The following is a 22,192-nucleotide window of genomic DNA, read 5'->3' on the forward strand; positions in this document are numbered from 1 at the left end:
ACGCTACTCAAACGCGCACCGGCAGTGCAGCCGCGGCTAGGGCAGAATGTCCGACATGGGGAATTCAGACACTGCAGCAAAGACGCCAGCCGAAGCCTGGACCGCCATCTACGAAGGCAACCGCCGTTTCGTGGACGGTAAGTCCATCCACCCCGACCAAGGTATCGACCGTCGCACCAGCCTCGTCGACGGCCAGCACCCGTCGGTCGTGCTCTTCGGATGCTCCGACTCGCGCGTTGCCGCGGAAATCATCTTCGATCAGGGTCTCGGAGGCATGTTCGTGGTGCGCACTGCGGGCCAGGTCGTCGACTCGTCCGTGCTCGGGTCCATCGAGTTCGGCGCAGAGGTTCTCGGGGCCCCACTCATCGTCATCCTCGGTCATGACAGCTGCGGCGCCGTCAAGGCCACTCTGGGGGCGGTCGAGAACGGTTCGGTTCCCGGCGGATTCATCCGCGACATCGTGGAGCGGGTCACGCCGTCGATCCTCAACGCGCACCGCCTCGGGTACACCCGTGTCGACGACATCGAAGCGCGCCACGTCCTCGAAACCGGAAAGCTTCTGGTCGAACGGTCCTCCATCCTTGCGAAGCGCATCGAGGCCGGGGAGCTCGCTATCGTCGGCCTCACCTACAAGTTGGCCGAGGGCAAGGTCGAGTTCCAAGGTGTGGTCGGCGACATCGGTCCCGTCGAGTTCGGCGGCACCGACCGCACGGATCCGGGCGATCACCTGCACGCGGCCGCTGTTCCCAGCGACACGCCGTAGTAGGTGCGGCTCGGGCACCCGCTCGGCACATACGGTTGACGGGTGCTCGAGCCGAACGGTCCACTGCCACCCGAGATCTACTGGCGTCGTCGTGCGCTGGCAATCGGTGTCGCGGTCGTCGCGCTCGTCCTCGTCGTGTGGCTCATCGTGTCGTTGACCAGTTCCGACGATCCCGACGCGACGGCAACCGGCGCGTCCGCGACGCTCACGCCGACTCCGACGACCACCTACCGTCCCGACGCATCGTCGAACCCGGGACCCGATGCCCAGGCGTCCGGTGGGGGCGGCGGCGGTGGCGCTGCCGCCGGATCGACCACGACGACGACCACAGCGTCGGGCTCGTCGACTCCCGCGGCTCCCGGACAGTGCTCGGACCAGTCGCTCGCAGTGAAGGCGTCCCCCGACCAGCCGACGTACCAGGCGGGCCAGGAGCCGAAGTTCACGATCGTCGTCACCAACATCGGCACCTCGGCGTGCTCACGTGACCTCGGGTCCGGCCTGCAGCAGGTGTTGGTCTACACCCTCGAGAACCAGCGACTGTGGTCGAACATCGACTGTTTCCCGGCCACTGCCGCCGACGTCCGCAACCTCGCTCCCGGCCAGCAGGCTCCGTTCACCGTGACGTGGTCCGCGACGACGTCGGAGCCGGGATGCACCGCTCCCCGCAACCCTGTCGGGGCGGGTGCGTACTCGGTGGTGGGTCAGCTCGGAGAACTGCGTAGCTCGCCGGAGACGTTCAACATCGCTTGATGCGCTTCGCGCTCGGGTGCGAACCTGGACCTCGGTCGCTCCGCAGGCTCCACTCCGGGCGTGCTGGAGGACTCTTTTTCACACCCATGTGCGCAGCGCCTAGTCGAACGGCCCCGAAATGCTCGCTTCGGCCATGCGCGACAAACCTTCTCGAATGTGACGCGCCCACAACCCACCGATGCCCTCGACGGACTGCAGGTCTGCGGCGGTGGCCGCGAGCAGCGTCTGCAGTGTGCCGAACGACTGCACGAGCCGGTTGATCTGGCTGAACTGCAATCGCGGAACACGGGTCAGCACACGGTATCCGCGCGGACTCATCGGTGAATCCAGCGCCTCGATGGTGCCCGGGTACCCGAAGGTGCGGGCCAGCATCGTGAGGTCGAGCAGGTCGACGTCGGTGAGTTTGTCGAGTGCCCCGAGGGTGCGTTCGACGTTGGTGGTGCTGGCCGGCTCGGTGCCCGCGAGGTAGTCCCGCACGACGAGCTGGCGGGCAATGTCGTTGTCGCCCACCAACTCTTCGAGTTGCAGCGCCAATTGCCTTCCGTCCGTTCCGAGTTCGAGCACGTTCTGCTCGATCTCCACGGACACCCGTCGCACCATCTCGAGCCGCTGGGCGACGGTCAACGCGTCGCGCAGGGTCACGAAGTCCTCGATCTCCACGACCGAGAGTTGGCGCGTCACTTCGTCGAGTCGCGCCTTGTATCGCTCGAGCGTGGCGACGGCCTGGTTGGCGCGCGAGAGGATCGTGGCCGACCCTTCGATCACGTGCCGCACGCCGGCGACGTAGACGCTGACGATGCTCATCGACTGGCTCACCGAGACCACGGGATACCCGGTCTCCATGGCGGTGCGTTCCGCGGCGCGGTGCCGGGTGCCGGATTCGACGGTGGCGATGGTGTGGTCGGGAACGAGTTGGACGTTGGCGCGGACGATGCGCTTGCCGTCCGTCGACAACACGACGGCGCCGTCCATCTTCGACAACTCACGCAGCCGGGTGGGGGCGAATTCGACGTCGAGCACGAAGCCGCCGTCGCAGAGGTTCTCGACTCGGTCGTCGTAGCCGAGGACGATCAGCCCACCGGTGCGACCGCGGAGGATCCGTTCGAGCCCGTCCCGGAGGTCGGTGCCCGGTGCGAGGCTGGCGATGGTGTCGCGAAGGGCAGCCGGTGGCAACAGCAGATCGCTCATGTCCGCCCTCCTCCTCGACGCTGTGGTCGGCTCCCGTAGCCGACCTCGTCGTCAAGGTTACCCGGGGGCGTCCGGCTCTCCGCGTCGACGCACGTCCAGACCGGCCGCCCGCAGGGCACTGCCCATGTCGGAGACGCGGTGAATTCGCATTCCCGACGGCGTCTCACCCGGCACGTCGGGCACGATCGCAGAGGTGAATCCGAGCCGTGCTGCCTCCGCCAACCGGCGGTCCACGCCGGTGACGCGGCGGATCTCGCCGGCCAGGCCCACTTCCCCGAGCACGACGGTGTGGGCGGGGAGTGGCTTGTCGCGATGCGCGGAGGTGACGGCCAATGCCAACGCCAGATCGACCGCGGGCTCGGTGGTCCGCATGCCCCCCACGGTGGCGGCGTAGACCTCCTTGTCGGCGACCTTCACGTTGCACCGCTTCTCGAGAACGGCGAGAATCATCGCGACCCGAGCGTGGTCGAGTCCGCTGACGGCGCGGCGCGGTGTCGGCATCTGGGTCGTGGCCACGAGCGCCTGAACTTCCGCCGGTAGTGGGCGTTTGCCGTCCATCGTGACGGTGACGGCGGTGCCTGCCACGCTGTCGTCGCGGTGGTGCATGAACAATCCCGACGGATCGCTGACCTCGCGAATGCCACCCTCACGCAACTCGAAGCAGCCGACCTCGTCGGCCGCGCCGAAGCGATTCTTGATGCCGCGCACCATGCGCAGCGTGGAGTGTTTGTCGCCCTCGAAGTGCAGCACCACGTCGACGAGGTGTTCGAGCGAGCGGGGGCCGGCCACCGCGCCGTCCTTGGTGACGTGACCGACGAGCAGGACCGCGATCCCGCTCGTCTTCGCGAGAGTGGTGAGCGCCGAGGTGACGGCGCGTACCTGCGTGACGCCACCGATGACGCCGTCGACATCCGCGGCCAGCATCGTCTGCACGGAGTCGATGATCAGCAGTGTCGGCGCAACCTGATCGACGTGACCGAAGATGGTGGCGAGGTCGGATTCGGCTGCGAGATAGACCCTTTCGTGCACGGCGCCAGTGCGGTCGGCGCGCAGGCGAACCTGCCCGGCCGACTCCTCCGCGGTGACGTAGAGCGCGCGATCGGTGTCGCTGCGCTCGGCCCACCGCCGCACTACCTCGAGCAGAAGCGTCGACTTGCCCACGCCGGGTTCACCCGCGAGCAGGACCACCGAGCCTGGTACGACGCCGCCGCCCAGAACGCGGTCGAGCTCGCCGATGCCCGTCGTCTTGGCGATGGACGCGACGCTGCTGACCTTCGTGAGAGGCATGGCCGGCGAGGTGGGGACCATGGCGCCGGTGCCCGATCGCAGGCCGCTCGCACCGGGGCGCGACGCGACGGGGGCGAGGACGGAGACTTCGTCCATCGAACCCCAGGTGTTGCATTCGGGGCAGCGGCCGACCCATTTGGAGACGGTGTGCTGACACGACGAGCACCGGAAACTGGTTCTAGCTTTGGCCACGTTCGCAGCCTAGAACCGGGTACCGACAAGTCGGAGCGACCGGCCTCCGGCCTGCCCGGCAGACTGCCTAGCCTTCTTCTTCGGCCGGACCCGACTGCTCGTTCACGACGCGAGGCGTGGGCCCGGCGTCGACCGGGACGTTGACGACGACGTCGCCCGCACGCTCGAACGAGAAGGTCATCGGGACGGTCAAGCCGGGGCGAACGTCGGCGGACAGACCGTCCAGCTCGACGAGAACACTCGACGACGGTTCAGTCGGGTCGGTGGGCTGCTGCTCGGCCGGTGCGCCGGCGGCGAGTGCGGCCTGAGCCGGGATCTCGATGCTGCCGGGGGTGCCCACGAGAGTGACCTGCTCGGCTGCTTCGGTGTCGATTCCGCGAAGGGTGTCGGAGAACTGCTCGCTGGTGTTGATGGCGGTGAAGATCAGCTCGGCCTTGCCGCCCTCGGTGAGCGAGTACTCGGCGCTGTTCGGGTAGGCCACGTGGACGTTGCGCATCGAGATGTTCGCGACGTTGGCGCCGTTGCCGTTGATCGCGGCGACCTGATTGGCCGTCTGCGCGATCTTGCCCGACCCACATGCGGTGAGCGCGAGGGTCGCAGCCGCGGCGAGAGCGAGGGCAGCGCCGACTCGGCGGGTCCCACGACGTGTGGTGGCGGGGGATGCGGTCACGTTCGTCCTCCAGTGCGAAGCCGGCCAAGAAGTCGCCGTCGCACGGCGTCCACTAGGGAGGGTAGTAGACGGCGTCGCCGGTCGCTTTCGCGGCATCGGTGTGCACCGATTCCGGAGTGTCGTGACGCCGTGTCGCCAAAGCCCGAACCCTGTTGGCAATGCACGTATCTCGGCCCCTGTCAACCCCACGGGGTGGTCCTTGGTGCCCCTGACCTGCACCGTTGATGTACCGCCCCCGTCGAACCGTGTTAAACTGGCCATATCGAAAGGGGCACCGAACACATGATTTTCAAGGTCGGAGACACCGTCGTTTACCCGCACCACGGAGCGGCGTTGATCGAAGCAATCGAAACTCGCACCATCAAGGGCGAGGCACGAGAGTATCTCGTTCTCAAGGTTGCGCAAGGCGACCTCACAGTTCGCGTTCCCGCCGACAATGCGGAGTACGTCGGCGTGCGGGACGTTGTCGGGCAGGAAGGCTTGGACAAGGTTTTCCAGGTTCTTCGTGCACCGCACACCGAGGAGCCCACCAACTGGTCGCGTCGGTACAAGGCCAACCTGGAGAAGCTCGCCTCCGGTGACGTCAACAAGGTAGCCGAGGTCGTTCGCGATCTCTGGCGTCGTGAGCAGGATCGCGGCCTCTCGGCAGGCGAGAAGCGCATGCTCGCCAAGGCTCGTCAGATTCTGGTCGGGGAGCTCGCGCTCGCCGAGGGCACCGATGAGGTCAAGGCAGACAACATGCTCGGCGAGGTCCTCGCTACCGCGTCGTAACACGCGCTCTTGTAAAGACTGAAGTCACGAAGAAGGCGCCGGACGGTTCGACTCGTCCGGCGCCTTTCTCGTGTCGCGTTCGCGGTGGGCTCCGCTCAGCCCCGCCCCACCGAGCCACGCACCCCAACTCGAACCCCGGAAAGGAACCGCTGTGCGCGTCGGAATCGGCACGGACGTCCATCCCATCGAACCGGGCCGCCCCTGCTGGATGGCGGGCCTGCTGTTCGAGGACGCCGACGGCTGCGCGGGACACTCCGACGGTGACGTCGCCAGCCACGCCCTCTGTGACGCGTTGCTCTCCGCCGCCGGCCTCGGAGACCTGGGTTCGGTGTTCGGTACCGGCCGGCCCGAATGGGACGGCGTCAGCGGCGCCACCATGCTGATGCACGTGCGGCAGCTGCTGATCGAGAACGGTCTGAAGATCGGCAACGCGGCCGTGCAGGTGATCGGCAACCGACCGAAGATCGGCCCACGGCGCGACGAGGCTCAGGCGCTCCTCACCAACGTGCTCGGCGCTCCGGTGTCCGTCTCCGCGACGACGACCGACGGTCTCGGCCTCACCGGACGAGGCGAAGGCATCGCCGCCGTCGCCACCGCATTGGTCCTCGACATCGATCCCGGCCGGTAGGATCGACGGTCGTGACCCTGCGCTTCTACGACACCGAGACCAGGGCCGTGCGTGAGTTCACTCCGCTGGCCCCCGGACACGCGTCGGTCTATCTCTGCGGGGCAACGGTGCAAGGTGAGCCCCACATCGGTCACATTCGAAGCGGCGTGGCGTTCGACGTTCTGCGCCGGTGGCTGCTGGCTCACGACTACGACGTAGCCTTCGTTCGCAACGTCACCGACATCGACGACAAGATCCTCAACAAGGCTGCCGCTGCGGGACGCCCATGGTGGGAATGGGCCGCGACGTACGAGCGGGCGTTCACCGCTGCCTACGACAAGCTCGGTGTGCTGCCGCCGTCGGCCGAACCGCGCGCGACGGGCCACATCACGCAGATGATCGAGCTGATCACCCGCCTGATCGACTCCGGTCACGCCTACGCCGCCGAGGGCGACGTCTACTTCGACGTGATGAGTTGGCCCAAGTACGGCGAATTGTCCGGACACAGGATCGACGACGTCCATCAGGGCGAGAGCACCTTGACCGGTAAGCGGGACCAGCGCGACTTCACGCTGTGGAAGGCCGCGAAGCCCGGCGAGCCGTCGTGGCCGACGCCGTGGGGCCGCGGACGCCCCGGCTGGCACCTCGAATGCTCGGCCATGGCCGAGGCCTACCTCGGCTCCGAGTTCGACATCCACTGCGGCGGGCTGGATCTGGTGTTCCCGCACCACGAGAACGAGATCGCTCAATCTCGGGCTGCTGGAGACGGTTTCGCGCAGACCTGGCTGCACAACGGCTGGGTCACGATGAGCGGCGAGAAGATGTCGAAATCGCTCGGCAACGTCGTCTCCATCCCGAACATGCTCGACACCGTTCGGGCGCAGGAACTTCGGTACTACCTCGGTAGTGCGCACTACCGATCGATGCTCGAATACTCGGAGGCTGCGCTACTCGAAGCGGCCAGCGCGTACCAGAGCATCGAGGCGTTCGTGCTCAAGACCGCCGAGCGTGCGGGCGAGGTTCCGGTCGGAACCTGGACGGACGTGTTCGCCGAAGCGCTGGACGACGATCTCGGAGTTCCCAAGGCGCTGGCGGAGATTCACGGGCGTCGACGCGAGGGCAACAAGGCGTTGGCGGCCGGGGATCTCGATTCTGCCGTCGCCATCGCATCGCAGATCCGGGCGATGATGGGCATTCTCGGCGTCGATCCGCTCGACGAGCACTGGGTTGCGCCGGGATCGTCGTCGGCCGAGCGGGCGGCGCTGGACGTCCTCATCGGCGACGATCTGGTTCTGCGCGCAGAGGCGAAAGCCACCAAGGATTGGCCGACGGCCGATCGCATTCGTGACCGACTCGCCAAAGCCGGCGTCGAGGTCACCGACACCCCGAACGGACCGGAATGGTCTGTCGGACAAACGGAGAAGTAAATCATGGCAGGTAACTCGGCACGGCGCGGCGCAGTCCGCAAGGACGGAACCAAGAAGGGCCAGGTCATCGGGTCCGGCGGTAAGCGGACCAAGGGGCTCGAAGGTCGTAAGGCCACTCCGCCGGCCAGCGAGCGCACCAAGCACCCTGCGGCTCGGCGCGCGCGTGCCGCCGAACGCGCAACCGCGCCGTCCGGTGGCGGCGGCAACCGGGGACGCGCGCCGGTCCGCAAGACCGAGGACGGTCCCGAGAACGTGCTCGGTCGCAACCCGGTGGTCGAGTGCCTGCGTGCCGGGGTTCCGGCGACCGCGCTGTACGTCGCGTCGGGTACCGAAGCCGACGACCGGCTGAAGGAGAGCGTGCAGCTCGCCGCCGAAGCCGGTATTTCGATTCTCGAGGTGTCGCGCACCGATCTGGATCGTATGAGCGCCAACGGAATGCACCAAGGCATCGCCCTGCAGGTGCCGCCGTACCGCTACGCCCATCCGGACGATCTCGTCTCGCACGCTCGCACCCGTCAGGAACCCGCGCTGCTGGTGGCGCTGGACAACATCACCGACCCGCGCAACCTCGGCGCCGTCGTGCGGTCGACCGCGGCGTTCGGCGGACACGGTGTGGTCATCCCGCAGCGACGAAGCGCGTCCGTGACTGCAGTCGCGTGGCGCACCAGCGCGGGAGCCGCGGCGCGTCTTCCCATCGCGCGCGCCACCAATCTCACTCGCACGCTCAAGGATTGGCAGGACAAGGGCATTCTCGTCGTCGGACTGGACGCCGACGGTGACACCACCCTCGACGAGTTCGACGGCAGCGGACCCGTTGTCGTGGTCGTGGGTTCGGAGGGCAAGGGCCTTTCGCGCCTCGTCCGCGACACCTGCGATCACATCCTCTCGATCCCGATGGCGGGGCCGGTGGAGTCGCTGAACGCCTCCGTCGCCGCGGGTGTGGTGCTGGCGGACATTGCGCGGAGTCGGCGGTAGCTGATCGTTTCTGACTCAGGGGCACCCTCACGTCGACAGATCGACTGAATGTGCCCCTCAGTCCGAGAACCGGGTGACCCTCAGATCCACCCCAACTCCGACGCCACCGTCCACGCCGTGTTCTTGCCGTTGACACCGAGTTTGGTCATGGCCGACGACGTGTAGTTGCGAACCGTGCCCTCACCGATCCCGAGGGTGCGGGCGACGGCGGCGGTGGTCGCGCCGCTACGGAACAGCTCGAGAATCTGCCGCTCGCGATCGGTCAGCGGTGATTCCCCGGCGAACATGGCGTCTTCGGCGATCTGCGGATCCACGTAGCGCCCGCCGCCATGGACCGTTCGAATGACGGACGCCAGCGTGGTGCCGGGAGTGTCCTTCGTCGCGAAACCCTGTGCGCCGGCGTCGAGTGCGCGGCGCAGATAGCCCGGCTTTCCCTGGCTGGTGAGCATGACGATGGGACGTTGACTGCCGGCCGTGCGCAGTGCGGCGGCCGTGGAGAGTCCGTCCATGCCGGGCATGGCGATGTCCAACAACAGCACGTCGGCATCGAGGGTCGGGAGAGCATCCAACAGTGCTGCGCCACTGTCGTATTCGGCGATCACGGTGATGTCGGGCTGCAAGGACAGCAGCGCCCGGAGCGACTCGCGGATCAACCGTTCGTCGTCGATGAGGGCTATCCGAATCGCGTCGGTCATCGGTGTTCCTCCTTCACGGGCACGCTGGCGACGACAGTGAAACAGCCGCCTTGGCGGCGAACCTCGAGCGTGCCGCCGATTGCGTCGACCCGCTCGCGCATCCCGTCGATGCCGGAGCCCGACCCGCGGGAGTTGCGGCCGCGGTGATCGTTAAGCACCTCGAGCCGTGCGCCGTCGCTGGTCCGCTGCACCGTGATCGACGCGTGCGTGGACCGGCCGTGGCGCAGGATGTTGGTGACGCTTTCTCGAACCACCCAGCCGAAGACGTCGTCGATCTCCGGCGGGAGGGCTTCGATCGAGTCGTCGACATCGGCGTCGACCCCGCTGGTGGACAACAGGTCTCGCGCGATCTGCACCTCACTGGCGAGGCCGGCGTGCCGGTGCCCTCGGACGATGGACCGCATGTCCGAGATCGCCTCGCGAGCAACGGTGTTGACCCGACGCATCTGATCCTGTGCAGCGGCGGAGTCGGTCTCGGCCACCGTCGCGGCGGTGTCGCTCTGGATTGCGATCACGGTCAGCGAGCGGCCGAGGATGTCGTGAAGATCGCGGTAGATGCGATCCTGTCCGGCGGCCACCGCAAGTCGTGCTGTCCGATGGGCATTCAGCTCCAACTCTTTTCGCAATTCGAGTGCCGTCGACAGCGCGACGAAGACGACCAGGACGATGAACGCGCGCCCGAGAATGTCGATGACATCGGATTCTTGCGCGGCGAGGTAGACCGTGATGAATGCGGTCACTCCGCAGACGGTGTACCCAGTGCGGGCCGGCCACACCAGGAGGCCGGCTCCGGCCGCCACGGCGGGAAGCGTCGACCACGCGGGACCGAAGACTCCCCACAGGGCCACGGCGGAGTACTGGCCGGCGATCAGCAACCACTTGCCGTGCGTGACCACTCGGTCTCGGGACGCAGCCCAGACGCAGGCCGAGATGGTGGCGACGAAGATCAGGAGCAGAACTGCAAGGAGGACGTGGTCCCCGGCCGTCGACCCGGTCGAGTCGGTCGACGCCAACGGGGTCAGAGCGTAGGCGGTGCAGGCGACGACAAGCGCAACGGCGAGAGATCTCGTGCCACCGGCCATCACAGGTGTGACCTCGTCACCGTCGTCGGGGGTCCCACCGGAACAACCGGCGACCCAGTGCAATCGAAAGTGCCGACCATCCGACGAGAATACCGACAGGCCCACTGCACTCACGGAACGCGGATACGAATCCGACGGCAGGGTGTGCTCCCGCACCGATGATGGAACCGAAGTTCTGGCCGGTCCAGGCGGTTCGGATGATCTGTACCGTGGCCGTCAGCGGGGTGAACTGGCTGAACTGTGCAAGCGCCGTCGGCATCTCGGAGAGAGGAATCATGATGCCGGACAGCATCAGCAGCACCACCATGATGGGCGTGATGATCCACATCGACATCTCCGCGCTGGGGAGAATGCCGGACAGGGCGATGGCCAGCAGTGCGAACGCGGCTGCGGCCAGGACGATTCCGAGCAGAAGCAACGGTGCGTCGGCGGGTGCAGGCAGCTTCAGATAGACGATCCCGTATCCGATCAGTACCGCGACGACAGCCAAGGATGGGACCGACGCACTCGTGGCCTCACCGGCGAAGATCGCGCTGTCGGGTAGAGAAGTGGACCGTAACCGTTTGTACACCAGTGCATCACGGCGGGACGTGGTCGAGTTGACCAGGTTGTACATCACGAAGAACAGGGCGAATCCGACGAACCCGGTCAGCATGAACTCCTCGCCCGGTATGCCTTCGACGGACGTGCGGCCCCGCGCGTTCAGGGAACCGAACACGCCGAACCCGAGCGGGAGGAGTGTGCCGACGAGCGCCACTCCGAGACGCTTCCAGAACACCTGCTGGCTGAGTAATAGTTGGCCGCGGGTGTACGTCAACCAGTTCATCGCGCAACCTCCGTGATCGTGTCGAGGAACGACTGTTCGAGCGTGGACGCACCAACCCTGATGGATTCGAACTCGAGTCCCGCGCTCTGTGCCCACCGGAGCAGGTCGAGCAAGGCGGGTTGGGGATCGGCCGTCGTGAGAGAAATTCGGCCGCCGTCGACGGTGGCGTTCGAACCTGCCGCGAGGGCAAGGCGCTGTGCGTCGTCGGCGCAGCGCAGGCTCAGATCGATGCGAGTCGAGCATCCGGTGGTGAAGTCGGCGAGAGGTCCTAGTCGCACGATGCGCCCGTTGTCGATGATGGCGATCTCGTCGGCCAGACGCTCGGCCTCCTCCATGTAATGCGTTGTCAGGACTACGGTCAGGCCGTCATCCACCATGGCGGACAACAGCTCCCAGGTCTGGTGGCGGGCCGCTGGGTCCAGCCCGGTGGTCGGTTCGTCGAGGAATAGCAGGTCAGGTGTTCCGAGCAGAGCCAACGCCAGATCGAGGCGTCGACGCTCGCCGCCGGACAACCGACCCACGGTGGTGCCGAGTTGTCTGTGCAGGGAGACCATTTCGACGGCCTCGTCGCGGTGTCGAGCTCGCGGTGTGAAGCGGCGCCACGCGTCGATGGTCTCGCCGACGGTCAGTCCGTCGAAGAATCCGGCGTCCTGCAACATGATTCCGATGCGATCGGCCACCTGCGCCCGGTCGGTGTGCGGGTCCTCGCCGAACAAACGAACTGAACCGGCCGTCGGGTGCATCATTCCGGTGGCGATGTCGATCGTGGTGGTCTTGCCGGCGCCGTTCGTACCGAGCAGGGCGAGCACGGTGCCCGAGCGAACGGTGAACGACACGTCGTCGACCGCCAGGTAGTCGTCGTACTTCTTGCTCACGTTCGACAGTTGAACGACCGGTGCGTGCGATGTGGTGGTCATCTGGTTCCTCTCCGTGGATGAGGACGACGTTAAATTCGGCAGGGTCACGCGGGTAGAGCGATTCCGTCGCGGGCGGGGTGCGCATTCGTCGATTTCGGGGTGCAAAGTGTCATCTTCGGCGCGTACGTTGGGAATATGATCAGCAGACTGAAGACCGTCGTGACGCAGGTGGCCGAGTCGGTTCTGGGAATCGTGGGGGTGCGCGTGGGGACCGAGGAACCGCCGCACACCAGCACGGCGTTGACCGACACGGTCGAGATTCGTCGCTACGAGCCACGGATCGCGGCCGAAACCACCGTCGAGGGTGACGAGGACAAGGCCCGCAACGAGGGCTTCCGAATCCTGGCGGGGTACATCTTCGGAGGCAACCAGGGTGGCGGAAAGATCGCCATGACCGCACCCGTGGGGCAGACGTCGACAGAAGGCCAGAAAATTGCCATGACCGCGCCGGTGTCGCGCTCCGGGAGCGCCGACGGGTGGGTCATCCGTTTCTTCATGCCGTCGAAGTGGACCATGGCCACTCTTCCAACGCCGAACGACGACCGGGTTCGGTTGGTGGATGTCCCCGCCGAGACGGTGGCCGTCATCCGGTTCACCGGCGACCGTGGCCGCAGCGCAGTGGACGCACAGTCGGCCGAGTTGTTGGACGTGTTGCAGGCCAACGGAATCGACGTACTGGGTGAGCCGACTTCGTGGTTCTACGACCCGCCGTGGACGGTGCCGTTCCGCCGACGCAACGAGGTTGCCGTACCCGTCGAGGCCTGACTCGGAAGCACCCTCACGCCGACGGTTCGACCGAAGATGCCCCTGAGTCGGAGCGGGAATGGTACAAACCGCCCATGACCGTCACCTATTACACCGCCGTGACTCTCGACGGCTTCCTCGCCGACGAGAACGATTCCCTCGACTGGCTTTTCCATCAGGAGCAGGACCCGAACGGCCCGATGAACTACGCCCAGTTCATCGACGGTGTCGGCGCCATCGTCATGGGCGCCACCACGTACCAGTGGCTGCTCGACCACGACGACAACTGGCCGTACGAGATGCCGGCGTGGATCGTGACGCACCGGGCGTTCCCCTCGACCGATCACGACATCCGGTTCGTGCAGGGCGATGTGGCGACACTCTGGCCGGATGTCGCAGCGTCGGCCGGGGAGAAGGACGTCTGGATCGTGGGCGGGGGCGACCTGGCCGCGCAGTTCGCCGAGGCCGGCCACCTCGATCGCATGATCGTCTACATTGCACCCGTGACGCTCGGCGCGGGACGGCCACTGTTCCCCCGACGCTTCGACTTCGAATTGGTCGACGTTGCTCGGAACGGCAACTTCGTGTGCGCGGAATACGCTACGACCTCGAGAATGTGAACGTGTGCCCTGGAACGTATTGTGCCGCACGCGGTATGTCGCCCGACACGACGACCCCGATCACCGGGTAGCCACCCGTCACCGGATGATCGGCGAGAAAAAGAACAGGCTGTCCCGACGGCGGCACCTGCAATGCCCCGGTCACCATGCCCTCGCTGGCGAGTTCACCGGACCGTCGTGACAGGGGTCGGCCCTCTAGTTTCATCCCCACCCGGTCTGAATCGGTGCCGACGGTCCACTCCTGATCGAACAACTGCGCGGTGTCGGTGAACCAGTCGGCGCGGGGGCCGAGGACAACGTGCAGCAGCGAACCGAGTTGCACATCATAGGGATTGACGTCCACAGACGGCCACTTGTCGACGTCCCGACCGACCGGCAGCGCGTCCCCCGCCTGCACGCGCGACGGTCCGATCCCTGACAGTGAGTCCGTCGATCGACTGCCGAGAACCGGTGCGACAGAAACACCTCCGCGTACGGCGACGTACGTCCGCAGTCCTGACTCCGCGTACTCGAGGGACACCGTGGCACCCGACTGGACGGCCTGAGAGGTGCCGTGTCCCATCGGTACTCCGTCGACGCTCGCCCGAGCCGGCGCCCCGGTGACCGCCAGATAGATGTCACCGTGGGGTCGGAACACGAGTCCGCCCAGCGTTACCTCCAGGGTGGCGGCGCCGATCGTGTTGCCCACCAACCTGTTCGCCGCATCGTGGGAGGGGAGGTCCGCCGCGCCCGACTGCCCGACACCGACCGACGCCCAGCCCGGACGCCCCCGATCCTGGACGGTCGTCAGCGGTCCGGTGGCGGTGATCTGCAGCCAACTCACGTCACGCTCCGAAACTGCACGCGAGTGCCGGGTGTCAGCAGAGCGGGGGACGCACGTCGGATGTCCCACAGGACGGCGTCGGTGGACCCGATGATCTGCCACCCACCCGGAGACGCCGACGGATACACACCCGAATACTCACCGGCCAAGCCGACGGATCCGGCGGGGACCGACGTACGAGGAGATTCGAGCCTGGGCACGGTCAAGGAACCGTCGCCGACGAGGTACCCGAAGCCGGGGGAGAAGCCGCAGAACGCCACCGTCCACACCTGCTCTGTGTGATGTCGAACTACGTCCAGACCCAATAGAGCAGAGACGCTTTCGAGATCGGGGCCGTCGTAGCGAACATCGATCTCGACCAACTCTTGGTTGGACGACGAGACCGCGATGGGGTCGGTGTCGTGTAGCCACTGCACTACCCGAGAAGCCGGTACGCCGTCGAATCGGACCAGAACGGTGGCCGCGGCGGGCACCAGTTCGATCACACCCGGTAGGAGAGAGGCGGACCAACCGGCGAACGACTCTGCCACCGAATCGGTTTCGACCAGCAACGCCTGGTCGCCCATCGGCAGGATGTTCATGACACGAACGGGGCAATCGAGATGTTGCGTTCGGTCAGCAGCGATCGCACTGCGCGGGCCATCTCGACTGCCGACGGTGCATCCCCGTGCAGACACACCGATTCCGCGTCGACGGTCACGACGGTTCCGTCGACGGCGACGATCTCAGCGCGTTCGACCAGCCGGAGGACGCGTTCGGCCACGATCGCGGGATCCGACAGCAGAGCACCCGGCTCACGTCGCGACACCAGCGTGCCCTCCGGTGTGTACCCGCGATCGGCGAACGCTTCTGTGACCGTCCGCAATCCGGCGTCGGCCGCCAGCGACAGGAACACCGAGCCGGGCAGTCCGAGGACCGGCAGCGTCGGGTCGTAAGCCACCACCGCGTCGACCACGGCCTTGGCCTGCTTCTCGTGGTGAACGATCGTGTTGTACAGCGCCCCATGTGGTTTGACGTACGTGACCGCGGATCCGACGGTTTGGGCCAGGCCGTCCAGTGCCCCGATCTGATAGACGACGTCCGCGAACAGATCCTCGGGAGTCATGTCGATGAAGCGCCGACCGAAGCCGGCGAGGTCGCGGTAGCCGACCTGGGCGCCGATTCGTACTCCGTTAGCCACAGCGGCTCGGCAGGTCTGCAGTAGATGCGCAGGATCCCCGGCGTGGAACCCGCACGCCACGTTGGCGCTGGTGACGAGCTCGAGCATGGCGTCGTCGTCGCCGAGGGTCCAGGTACCGAAGCCTTCGCCGAGATCGCTGTTGAGGTCGATGCTCACGGAAGGCACTTTGCCACAACTTCGGCACTGACAGACGCTCCAGAGAGTGTTGCCGACTGCTGGCGGTAGGTCAGAATCGGTTGTGAAGTATTTCCCGCGCTGCCCGCGGTAAAAGCTTCACAACCGCGGGGCCCGAGACGCGAACTCGCAACAAACCTCAGACCCCCGCAGCCACCTTCCGCGGCCGCCGCCCGATAACGCGGCACACCAGGTAGATGACGAACGAGATCGTGGTGACGAACGTCGACACCGGAACCCCCGGCGCCAGCGACAACAGGATGCCGCCTACGGCAGCGACCTCCGCGAACACGACCGACAGCACCGTCGCCTTGACCGGATTGGCGGTCACGCGGGCGGCTGCGGCGGCCGGAGTGATGAGGAGCGAGAGCACCAGCAGTGCGCCGACGATCTGCACGCCGATCGCACACGCGACGCCGACCAGCACGGCGAACACGGTGGACAGCAGCCGCATCGGAACCCCGCGCGCTTCAGCGCCTTCGGGGTCGGTCGACGCGAACAGCAGCGGTCGGTAGACGACGAGCAGCACCACCAGCACCACCGCCGCGACCGCGAGGAGCAGACCCAGACCGGTCGATCCGACGCCGACGATCTGGCCGACGAGCAAGGAGAACGAAGTCCCGGTCCGACCGGGATAGGCCCACAGGAAAAGCACGGACAAACCGAGACCGAAGCTCATGATGACGCCGATGACCGAATCGCGTTCGCGCGCACGACGACCGAGCAGGGCGAACAGGATGGCGGCGACGACGGACCCGAGTATCGCGCCGATGCCGACGGTCAGTCCCACCAACAGTGCTGCCGACGCACCGGTCAGCGACAGCTCGGACGACCCGTGTACGGCGAAGGACCACTGGCGGCTGACGATGAGCGGTCCCAGGATTCCGGCGATCACCCCGAGAACGGCAGCGGCGATGAGGGCCTGCTGCACGAAGTCGTACTGCAGAAGGTCTGCGGTGGTACCGAAGTCGAGGGCTTTCGAGAGCGCGTCGAGAACTTTGTCCATGTCTCTACTCCGTCCCCGCGTGGTGCGAACTGCCGAGCGCGTCCATGGCGTCGCCCGTACCGATCACGACGAGTCGGCCTCGTACGCGCAGGACCTCGACGTCGGTGTTGTACAGCTCGGACAGCACTGCGGACGTCATGACCTCGTCCGTGGTGCCGATGCGGAACTTGCCGTCGACGAGGTAGACGATCCGATCGACGACGGGCAGGATCGGGTTGATCTCGTGCGTGACGAACACGACGGAGGTGCTGTGGGTTCGACGGCGGCGGTCGATCAGATGCGCCACCACCTGCTGGTTGGCGAGGTCGAGGCTGAGGAGCGGCTCGTCGCACAGCAACACGTCGGGGTCGCCGACCAGCGCCTGCGCCACCCGAAGTCGCTGCTGCTCGCCGCCGGACATGCGGCCGAGTGGATCGTCGGCGAACGCGGATGCGCCCACCGAATCGATCGCGAGATCGACTGCGGCGCGGCGGTTCTTGCGCTCTCGGAAGCCGATACCCCAGCGGTGCCCGTCCCACCCGAGGCCGACGAAATCGCGGCCGCGCAGCGGAACGCCTTCGTCGATCGCCTTCTGCTGCGGGATGTAGCCAGGCTTGCCGCCGAGGGTGGCCGTTCCCGACGTCAGCTGGTTCTGCCCGAGAAGCACTTTGAGCAACGAGGTCTTACCGGACCCGTTGGGTCCGAGCACGGCGACGAACTCACCCGGTGCGACGGTGAGATCGAGGTCCGACCAGAGGGTGCGGTCCCCGAACTTCAGCGATGCACTGCGCAGTTCGACACCGCTCACTTCGCGAGCGCTGCTTCGAGGTCCTCGGCGGCCTTGGTCTGCCACTGGACGTAGGTCATGCCCTCGGGAAGGGTTTCGGTGACCTCGACGACGGGGACGTCGTTCTGCTCGGCGACGGTGCGGATGTTCTGCGTCACCGAGTCCTCGGTCTGCGTGTTGTAGACGAGTGCACGAACCTGCTTGCCGGTGAACAGGTCTCGTGCTGCAGCGATGGAGGCGGGCGACGGATCGTTGCCCTCTTCGATGGCGTCTTCGAAGTCTGCCGGGGTGAGGTCCATCGACTGTGCACCTTCCAGCAGGTAGTGGGCGATCGGCTCGGTCTGGGCCACCGGTGCGTCGGGGTGCTCCGCGGCGATCCGTGCCGTCACGTCGGTGATGTCGTGGATCTGGTCGTGGAACGTCTCGGCGTTGGCCGTGTAGGTGGCTGCGTTGTCGGGGTCGATCTTACCGAGTTCGGCGGCGATGGCTTCCGCGGTGGCTGCGGCGACCTCGGGGTCGTACCAGACGTGCTCGTTGACGCCGGTGTGGTCGTGTCCGGCATGCGAGTCGGCGGCGTCCGTGGTGGCCGGCTCGTCGGAGTGGTCGTGGCCCGAGTGGTCCGCGTCGAGCTGGGAGAACGCGTCGACGGACGGCTTGTCCGCACCCGCGTCGAGGATGTCGGAGATGAACTGGTCGTATCCGCCGCCGTTGTAGACGACGAGCGACGCCTCGGAGACCTTGGCGGAGTCCGACGGGCTGGCCTCGTACGAATGGGGGTCGGCGGACGGGTCCGCGATGATCGACGTCACCGTGCCCTTGTCTCCGACCACGGCCTGCGCGACGCTGCCCCAGACGTTGGTGGAGGCCACCACGTTCACGCCGCCGCTCGACGCCGGTGCGTCCGACGAACTGCAGCCGGCCAGCGCCAGCGCCACGGTTGCGGACAGGACGACGCCACTGACGAGCTTGTTCACCGAGAGATCTCCTGAGTTGATATTGGTAACCGTTTCCATTTCATTCTGACACAGGAGGCACGTTCCACGAAAACCAGCCGCAACCATTACCGTTTCCCTATGTCGAGGTCTCGGGAACCGCGCCGAGTCGCCACGCTGGCCTCACTCGCGTCGGAGCTGGGTGTCTCCCGCACCACCGTGTCCAACGCCTACAACCGGCCCGACCAGCTGTCCCCCGAACTGCGCGAACGCGTTCTCATGGCCGCGAAGAGCCGCGGATACGCCGGGCCCGACCCGGTGGCACGGTCGTTGCGCACACGGCGCGCCGGCGCGGTCGGTCTGGTGCTCACCGAAGCTCTGAGCTACTCCTTCCGAGACCCCGCCGCGGTCGGCTTTCTCACCGGACTCGCGGAGTCGTGCGAATCGGCGGGCCGCGGGCTCCTGCTCATCCCGGCGGGGCCGGCGTCGTCCCCGACGGAGGCAGCGGCGGTGGTCCAACAGGCCGGGGTCGACGCGTTCGTCGTCTACTCCGTGGCCGACGACGACCCCCACCTCACCGCGGTGCGCGAGCGTCACCTCCCGACGGTCGTCTGCGACCAACCGCGCGAGCTCGACGGCACCTCTCTGGTGGGCATCGACGACCGACGCGCGATGCGCGAGTTGGCGGAACGCGTTCTGCAGCAAGGCCATCGACGCGTCGCCATGCTGTGCATGCGTGTGCGGCGCGATCGTAACGACGGGGTGGTCGACGCAGATCGCATGCGGCAGTTGCAGTTTCACGTACAGCGAGAGCGCATCGCGGGTGTGCGGGACGCGATGATCGCCCACGGTCGAGGGCCCGACTTCCTCGTCGTCGAGCGGTTCGACCACAGCCGGGAAGCCGGGGCCTCCGCCGCGGCCGAGGCTCTCCGTGTCGACCCGGGGCTGACCGCGCTGATCTGTTCGTCGGACGTCATCGCTCTGGGAGCACTGGACTACGCACGTGCGCAGTCTCTGTCGGTCCCGGGTGATCTCTCCGTCACCGGGTTCGACGGAGTCGACGCCGCCATCCGCGCCGGACTCACCACCGTTCGGCAGCCCGTGTTGGACAAGGGCCGACGAGCGGGAGAGCTGGTGCTGAACGCGTCGCACTCCGGTTTCGACAGCACCGAGCTGTTGCCGACCGAGGTGCTGACGGGCAGCACACTCGGCCGGGTGCGCTAACTCTTCGGGGCCAACAGGCTTGCGCACCGCAGCAGGCCGAGGTGGCTGTACGCCTGCGGGTGATTACCCAGCGAGCGTTCGGCAACGGGGTCGTACTCCTCGCTGAGCAGACCCGTCGGGCCCGCCGCCGCGACGAGCTGCGTGAACAGCGCTTCGGCCGGAAGTCGTTGGTCGATCAGCAGATACGCCTCGACGAGCCATGCGGCACAGAGGTGGAACCCGCCTTCGCCGCCCGGCAGTCCGTCGTCGTGGTGGTAGCGATACACCGTTGCGCCGCTGCGAAGTTCGGCTTCGGTGGCGGTGACCGTCGCGGCGAAGCGAGGATCGCTCGGGTCGATCAGACCGGACAACCCGATGTGCAGGGTCGACGCATCCAGATCGGTGCCGTCGTACGCCGCGGTGAAGGACTGCGCCTCCTCGCTCCAGCCCTTCGCGAGAACCTGCGTGCGGATGACGTCGCGCAGGGTGCTCCATCCCAACTGTGCTTCGCGACCGAAGGTGTCGGCGAGAACGATCGCGCGGTCCACCGTCAGCCAGCACATCACCTTCGAGTAGACGTGATGGCGGGGATTGCCGCGGATCTCCCAGATGCCGTGATCGGGCTCGGACCACCGACGTTCGACGGCTTCGACCATGGAGCACACCAGGTTCCAGTCGGCGTCGGTGAGCGCGTCGTCGATTCCCTTGTCGCGCCGGGCGTGGGCAAGCGTGGAGATCAGGTCGACGATCGGTCCGAACACGTCGAGCTGCACCTGCTGGTTGGCTGCGTTACCCACGCGGACAGGCCGCGACCCGGCGTATCCGGGCAACGAATCGATGACCGCTTCGGGCGGAAGGCTTTGTCCCCACAGGGTGTACAGGGGGTGCAGTCGTTCGGGACCGGGGACGGTCTCGAGCACGTCGTGCACCCACTGCAGGTAGTTCTCGGCCTCGGTCAACGACCCGAGGGCCACGAGCGCCGACGCGGTCAGTGCGGCGTCGCGAAGCCAGCAGTACCGGTAGTCCCAGTTGCGGACGCTGCCGATCTCCTCCGGAAGCGAGGTGGTGGCGGCGGCCATGATCGACCCGGAATCGGCGTGCACGAGACCGCGCAGCGTGAGCGCGGACCGCTTCATGAGGTCCGGTTTCAGTTGCGGCAGAACGAGATCGTGCGCCCAGTCGTGCCAGTAGGCCTCGGCCTGCGCGCGACGATCCGGCTCGGGAACCTCCGACGGCCCGAGATCGGAACTGCCGCAACGAAGTTCGAGAAGGATCGGCCCGTCGGACGGGTCGACCTCGGCGTGAGCCGTGTCCTGCCCGCCCTCGTCGACGATGTTCCACTGGACGCCGGGGGAGCGCAGGACGATCGGATCGTTGGTGCCGATGACGCGGATGCCGTCGTCCTCGGCCTGCAACCGCACCCACGCCTGACCGAACTCGGGCCGGGGGGCGAAGGTGATCACGGCCTTCGCCTTGCCGGTGATGACGCGCGTGAAATCCGTTCTGCCGGAGGGCACGTCGTGCGGGAGGTAATCGTCGACCTGCAGGCTTGCCCACCGCGTTTGGACGGTCATGGTGCTGTCGAGGTACTGCTGGCTGAGCGGGAGCGCGTCGCGACGCGGGCCGATGGTGAAGTGACCGGCCTCGTTGCCGCCCAGCAGATGCGCGAAGATCGCCGCCGAATCGGGCTCCGGATGACAGAACCACGTCAACCCGGCCTCGGGGGTGAGCAGGGCGACCGAGCGGGGACTCGCGAGCATGGTCAGCCGCTCGATGCGGGGAGCGTCGGCTCCGGAGAGCCAGGTGCGGCGCTCCTCGTAGAGGAAGGCGAGCGCGTGTGCCACCAGTTCGGGTGACTCCACGCGGTACCCGGCGAGCGATTCTCCGTCGCCCACTTTGACGCCGATGTCGGGCCCGTGCAGACGCTTGAACGCCTTCTCGTCGGTGACGTCGTCGCCGAAGAAGACGGCCGCGGAGGCGCCGCCCTGATGGCGCAGAATGTCGAGTGCCTGTCCCTTGTCGGTGGCGATCACGGCAAGCTCGATCACCGACTTACCTTCCGTCACTTGCACTCCCGGCCACGATGCAGCGCCGGCGCGCACCTCCTCGAGTGCGCGGGTGCCGTCGTCGGGATCGGCGTTGCGCACGTGCAGAGCGACGCTGGCCGGTTTGACCTCCACGGTGATCTTGTCCCCGCGGGATGCGACGTCCTTCAGTTCCGTGACGATGGATTCGAGCAGTGACTTCGCTTCGTCGGGCAACCCGGTGACGAACCCGGCGTCGAACTCCGACCCATGGCTACCGACGAGCTGAACTTCGACGGGCAAGCGCGAGAGGATTGCGAGGTCACGCAGCGCTCTGCCCGAAATGACCGCTGCGTCCGTTCCGTCCAACCCGGCGAGTGCGCGCAGTGCGCGAACGGATTCCGGCAACGGGTAGGCCTTGGTCGGGTCGGACACGATCGGCGCCATGGTGCCGTCGTAGTCGGACGCCACCAGCAGGCGCGGCATCCGTGCCACACCGGACAGGGCGCGACGTAGTTCGATCGGTAGTTCGGCGAGACTCACACGGACAAACTTAGGTGATGGAGGGGG

Annotated in this window: 23 protein-coding genes; 9 read left to right on the forward strand and 14 right to left on the reverse strand. The window is 66.8% G+C overall.

What is annotated here, in order from left to right:
* Positions 1–55 precede the first annotated feature (55 nt).
* Complete coding sequence (locus IEW02_RS19250) at positions 56–763, forward strand: carbonic anhydrase (protein WP_188546490.1); 708 nt, start codon at positions 56–58, stop codon at positions 761–763.
* 42 nt (positions 764–805) lie between these two features.
* On the forward strand, positions 806–1,513 hold the full coding sequence (locus IEW02_RS19255; protein WP_188546491.1) for a hypothetical protein: 708 nt from the start codon (positions 806–808) through the stop codon (positions 1,511–1,513).
* Between the two features lie 99 nt (positions 1,514–1,612).
* Here IEW02_RS19255 and disA read toward each other — a convergent pair whose 3' ends face one another.
* The 3 genes from disA to IEW02_RS19270 all read right to left on the reverse strand — a co-directional run bounded on the left by disA (position 1,613) and on the right by IEW02_RS19270 (position 4,850).
* Entirely contained in the window at positions 1,613–2,701 is a 1,089-nt protein-coding gene (gene disA, locus IEW02_RS19260; protein WP_188546492.1) for a DNA integrity scanning diadenylate cyclase DisA, read from the reverse strand.
* A 57-nt stretch (positions 2,702–2,758) separates the two neighbouring features.
* The gene (radA, locus tag IEW02_RS19265; protein ID WP_188546493.1) at positions 2,759–4,180 is read right to left on the reverse strand and encodes a DNA repair protein RadA; all 1,422 of its coding nucleotides are present in this window, start codon (positions 4,178–4,180) and stop codon (positions 2,759–2,761) included.
* A 67-nt stretch (positions 4,181–4,247) separates the two neighbouring features.
* Positions 4,248–4,850, reverse strand: a complete 603-nt coding sequence (locus IEW02_RS19270; protein WP_188546494.1) for a copper chaperone PCu(A)C domain-containing protein — start codon at positions 4,848–4,850, stop codon at positions 4,248–4,250.
* A gap of 282 nt (positions 4,851–5,132) precedes the next feature.
* Here IEW02_RS19270 and IEW02_RS19275 point away from each other — a divergent pair, with 282 nt between their 5' ends.
* The 4 genes from IEW02_RS19275 (at position 5,133) to rlmB (ending at position 8,630) form a co-directional block, all read left to right on the forward strand.
* Positions 5,133–5,621 (forward strand): CarD family transcriptional regulator, encoded by a 489-nt coding sequence (locus IEW02_RS19275; RefSeq protein ID WP_188546495.1) that lies wholly within the window; start codon positions 5,133–5,135, stop codon positions 5,619–5,621.
* Positions 5,622–5,772: 151 nt separating this feature from the next.
* Positions 5,773–6,249 (forward strand): 2-C-methyl-D-erythritol 2,4-cyclodiphosphate synthase, encoded by a 477-nt coding sequence (ispF, locus tag IEW02_RS19280; protein ID WP_188546496.1) that lies wholly within the window; start codon positions 5,773–5,775, stop codon positions 6,247–6,249.
* An 11-nt stretch (positions 6,250–6,260) separates the two neighbouring features.
* The gene (cysS, locus tag IEW02_RS19285) at positions 6,261–7,655 is read left to right on the forward strand and encodes a cysteine--tRNA ligase (RefSeq protein ID WP_188546497.1); all 1,395 of its coding nucleotides are present in this window, start codon (positions 6,261–6,263) and stop codon (positions 7,653–7,655) included.
* A 3-nt stretch (positions 7,656–7,658) separates the two neighbouring features.
* A complete protein-coding gene (gene rlmB / locus IEW02_RS19290; RefSeq protein ID WP_188546498.1) occupies positions 7,659–8,630 on the forward strand; it encodes a 23S rRNA (guanosine(2251)-2'-O)-methyltransferase RlmB in 972 nt (323 codons plus the stop codon).
* A gap of 80 nt (positions 8,631–8,710) precedes the next feature.
* Here the strand turns inward: rlmB and IEW02_RS19295 are convergent, their stop codons facing one another.
* The 4 genes from IEW02_RS19295 to IEW02_RS19310 are packed head-to-tail and all read right to left on the reverse strand — an operon-like array spanning position 8,711 to position 12,150.
* A complete protein-coding gene (locus tag IEW02_RS19295) occupies positions 8,711–9,325 on the reverse strand; it encodes a response regulator transcription factor (RefSeq protein ID WP_188546499.1) in 615 nt (204 codons plus the stop codon).
* Positions 9,322–10,407 carry a sensor histidine kinase gene (locus IEW02_RS19300; RefSeq protein ID WP_188546500.1) on the reverse strand — a complete coding sequence of 362 codons (1,086 nt, stop codon included), beginning with the start codon at positions 10,405–10,407 and terminating at the stop codon, positions 9,322–9,324. Before IEW02_RS19300 ends, IEW02_RS19295 begins: the two co-directional genes overlap by 4 nt.
* A 16-nt stretch (positions 10,408–10,423) precedes the next feature.
* Entirely contained in the window at positions 10,424–11,233 is an 810-nt protein-coding gene (locus IEW02_RS19305) for an ABC transporter permease (protein WP_188546501.1), read from the reverse strand.
* The gene (locus IEW02_RS19310) at positions 11,230–12,150 is read right to left on the reverse strand and encodes an ABC transporter ATP-binding protein (RefSeq protein ID WP_188546502.1); all 921 of its coding nucleotides are present in this window, start codon (positions 12,148–12,150) and stop codon (positions 11,230–11,232) included. Before IEW02_RS19310 ends, IEW02_RS19305 begins: the two co-directional genes overlap by 4 nt.
* A gap of 135 nt (positions 12,151–12,285) precedes the next feature.
* Here IEW02_RS19310 and IEW02_RS19315 point away from each other — a divergent pair, with 135 nt between their 5' ends.
* Positions 12,286–12,915 carry an SOUL family heme-binding protein gene (locus IEW02_RS19315; protein ID WP_188546503.1) on the forward strand — a complete coding sequence of 210 codons (630 nt, stop codon included), beginning with the start codon at positions 12,286–12,288 and terminating at the stop codon, positions 12,913–12,915.
* Between the two features lie 74 nt (positions 12,916–12,989).
* Complete coding sequence (locus IEW02_RS19320) at positions 12,990–13,514, forward strand: dihydrofolate reductase family protein (protein WP_188546504.1); 525 nt, start codon at positions 12,990–12,992, stop codon at positions 13,512–13,514.
* Here the strand turns inward: IEW02_RS19320 and IEW02_RS19325 are convergent.
* The 6 genes from IEW02_RS19325 to IEW02_RS19350 form a co-directional block, all read right to left on the reverse strand.
* On the reverse strand, positions 13,495–14,337 hold the full coding sequence (locus IEW02_RS19325) for a 5-oxoprolinase subunit C family protein (protein ID WP_188546505.1): 843 nt from the start codon (positions 14,335–14,337) through the stop codon (positions 13,495–13,497). The genes IEW02_RS19320 and IEW02_RS19325 overlap by 20 nt on opposite strands.
* Positions 14,334–14,918: a 5-oxoprolinase subunit B family protein gene (locus tag IEW02_RS19330; protein ID WP_188546506.1), complete on the reverse strand. Its 585-nt coding sequence runs from the start codon at positions 14,916–14,918 to the stop codon at positions 14,334–14,336. Before IEW02_RS19330 ends, IEW02_RS19325 begins: the two co-directional genes overlap by 4 nt.
* Complete coding sequence (locus tag IEW02_RS19335) at positions 14,915–15,673, reverse strand: LamB/YcsF family protein (protein ID WP_229746162.1); 759 nt, start codon at positions 15,671–15,673, stop codon at positions 14,915–14,917. The genes IEW02_RS19330 and IEW02_RS19335 overlap by 4 nt, the downstream gene beginning before the upstream one ends.
* 157 nt (positions 15,674–15,830) lie before the next feature.
* Complete coding sequence (locus IEW02_RS19340; protein WP_188546507.1) at positions 15,831–16,697, reverse strand: metal ABC transporter permease; 867 nt, start codon at positions 16,695–16,697, stop codon at positions 15,831–15,833.
* A gap of 4 nt (positions 16,698–16,701) precedes the next feature.
* Positions 16,702–17,484 carry a metal ABC transporter ATP-binding protein gene (locus IEW02_RS19345; protein WP_188546508.1) on the reverse strand — a complete coding sequence of 261 codons (783 nt, stop codon included), beginning with the start codon at positions 17,482–17,484 and terminating at the stop codon, positions 16,702–16,704.
* Entirely contained in the window at positions 17,481–18,437 is a 957-nt protein-coding gene (locus tag IEW02_RS19350) for a metal ABC transporter solute-binding protein, Zn/Mn family (RefSeq protein WP_371829977.1), read from the reverse strand. Before IEW02_RS19350 ends, IEW02_RS19345 begins: the two co-directional genes overlap by 4 nt.
* 99 nt (positions 18,438–18,536) lie before the next feature.
* On the opposite strand from IEW02_RS19350, the gene IEW02_RS19355 reads away from it, so the two are divergent.
* Entirely contained in the window at positions 18,537–19,619 is a 1,083-nt protein-coding gene (locus IEW02_RS19355) for a LacI family DNA-binding transcriptional regulator (RefSeq protein WP_188546510.1), read from the forward strand.
* Here IEW02_RS19355 and otsB read toward each other — a convergent pair.
* Positions 19,616–22,165, reverse strand: coding sequence for a trehalose-phosphatase (otsB, locus tag IEW02_RS19360; protein ID WP_188546511.1), 2,550 nt, complete (start codon positions 22,163–22,165; stop codon positions 19,616–19,618). The two genes, IEW02_RS19355 and otsB, sit on opposite strands and share 4 nt — an antisense overlap.
* Positions 22,166–22,192 lie beyond the last annotated feature (27 nt).

The sequence above is a fragment of the Rhodococcoides trifolii genome (assembly GCF_014635345.1).
In the GTDB taxonomy this organism is placed as follows: Bacteria; Actinomycetota; Actinomycetes; order Mycobacteriales; family Mycobacteriaceae; genus Rhodococcoides; species Rhodococcoides trifolii.

Coding starts and splice junctions, on each gene's coding strand:
- IEW02_RS19355 (WP_188546510.1), top strand. CDS start 18,537: ATGTCGAGGTCTCGGGAACCGCGCCGAGTCGCCACGCTGGCCTCACTC.
- IEW02_RS19315 (WP_188546503.1), top strand. CDS start 12,286: ATGATCAGCAGACTGAAGACCGTCGTGACGCAGGTGGCCGAGTCGGTT.
- IEW02_RS19310 (WP_188546502.1), bottom strand. CDS start 12,150: ATGACCACCACATCGCACGCACCGGTCGTTCAACTGTCGAACGTGAGC.
- IEW02_RS19275 (WP_188546495.1), top strand. CDS start 5,133: ATGATTTTCAAGGTCGGAGACACCGTCGTTTACCCGCACCACGGAGCG.
- IEW02_RS19305 (WP_188546501.1), bottom strand. CDS start 11,233: ATGAACTGGTTGACGTACACCCGCGGCCAACTATTACTCAGCCAGCAG.
- IEW02_RS19300 (WP_188546500.1), bottom strand. CDS start 10,407: ATGGCCGGTGGCACGAGATCTCTCGCCGTTGCGCTTGTCGTCGCCTGC.
- IEW02_RS19250 (WP_188546490.1), top strand. CDS start 56: ATGGGGAATTCAGACACTGCAGCAAAGACGCCAGCCGAAGCCTGGACC.
- IEW02_RS19330 (WP_188546506.1), bottom strand. CDS start 14,918: ATGAACATCCTGCCGATGGGCGACCAGGCGTTGCTGGTCGAAACCGAT.
- disA (WP_188546492.1), bottom strand. CDS start 2,701: ATGAGCGATCTGCTGTTGCCACCGGCTGCCCTTCGCGACACCATCGCC.
- IEW02_RS19340 (WP_188546507.1), bottom strand. CDS start 16,697: ATGGACAAAGTTCTCGACGCGCTCTCGAAAGCCCTCGACTTCGGTACC.
- rlmB (WP_188546498.1), top strand. CDS start 7,659: ATGGCAGGTAACTCGGCACGGCGCGGCGCAGTCCGCAAGGACGGAACC.
- IEW02_RS19295 (WP_188546499.1), bottom strand. CDS start 9,325: ATGACCGACGCGATTCGGATAGCCCTCATCGACGACGAACGGTTGATC.
- IEW02_RS19320 (WP_188546504.1), top strand. CDS start 12,990: ATGACCGTCACCTATTACACCGCCGTGACTCTCGACGGCTTCCTCGCC.